General features: G+C 72.2%; 1 protein-coding gene and 1 pseudogene. Both read left to right on the top strand.

Annotation, left to right across the window (positions count from 1 at the left end):
• Positions 1-730: ATP-binding cassette domain-containing protein (locus tag G3I78_RS46295; RefSeq protein ID WP_164436530.1), on the top strand; the 730-nt coding region annotated here is incomplete at its 5' end.
• A pseudogene (locus tag G3I78_RS46290) lies at positions 727-1,239 on the top strand (ABC transporter permease); the annotation flags it as partial. The gene G3I78_RS46295 and the pseudogene G3I78_RS46290, both read left to right, overlap by 4 nt.

Here is a 1,239-nt window from a genome sequence, read left to right as displayed (position 1 = left end):
GTCGTACGGGCGCTACCGGTCCGGCGTCGTGCGCATCGACGGCCGCGAGGTGTCCCTGCCCACGGTGCTCTCGGCCATCGAGAACCGGATCGCGTACGTCCCCGAGGACCGCAAGGCGCTGGGACTGAACCTGCTCGACTCGATCCTCGGCACGATCCAGGCGGCCAACCTCCCGCGCATCGCGAAGGCGGGCGTCATCGACCAGGACGCGGCGTTCGTCGCGGCGGAGTCGTACCGCAAGGCGTTCTCCATCAAGGCGCCGAGCGTCCACGAGGGCGTCGCGAAGCTCTCCGGCGGCAACCAGCAGAAGGTCCTGCTCGCCAAGTGGATGTACACCGAGCCGGAGCTCCTCATCCTCGACGAGCCGACGCGCGGCATCGACGTCGGTGCCAAGCGCGCCGTCTACGACCTCATGCGCGAGCTCACCGCGAGCGGCGTCGCCGTCCTGTTCATCTCCTCCGAGCTCCCCGAGGTCGTCGCGATGGCCGACCGCGTGCTCGTCATGCGCGACGGCCGCCTCGCGGGCGAGCTCCCCGCCGGCAGCGACGAGGAGACCGTGATGGCCCTCGCCACGGGCGCGGGGGAGGACACCTCGGGCGAGCACGTCCAGGTCGACCTCGAGGCTCTCGCCGACGCCGACGACCTCCCTGGCGCAGAGCCCGCCACCACGCCGGACGGACCGCCCGCGTCCGCCCAGCACCCCACCGACGGCCCGCAGGAGGACCGATGAGCACCGCGGTCGCGACCGCCGCCCCCACCGCGCGCCGCGCTCCCGCGCGCCGGCGCCGCCTGGGGTCGACGGAGATCGTCTACCTCGCCCTCGTCGGGATCCTCGTGATCGCCGGCGTCCTCGTCGCGGTCGGCGGCGGCAACCTGTTCAGCACCGCGAACACGGCGTACATGCTCACGCAGACGAGCCTCCTCGGGTTCGTCGCGATCGGGCAGACGTTCGCGATCCTGTGCAAGTCGCTCGACCTGTCCGTCGGGTACGTCGTGGCGCTCAGCTCGATCGTCGGCGCGACGACCATGGCGGGCGACCCGTCGCGGGTCTGGCTCGGCGTCCTCGCGGCGGTGGGCGTCGCGGCGGTCGTCGGCCTGGTCAACGGCCTCGTCATCGCGAGGCTGCGCGTCAACGCGTTCATCGCGACGCTCGGCGTCGGCCTCATCATCAAGGGCTACCTCGACACGCAGTTCAAGGGCCCGGCGGGCGAGGTGCCCGCCTCGTTCCAGATGTTCGGG

Origin of the sequence: Streptomyces sp. SID13726, from assembly GCF_010548375.1 — a bacterium.
Taxonomy (GTDB): domain Bacteria; phylum Actinomycetota; class Actinomycetes; order Streptomycetales; family Streptomycetaceae; genus Streptomyces.
Note: the sequence above shows the minus strand (reverse complement) of the source record. Positions and strands in the feature narration are given on the sequence as shown.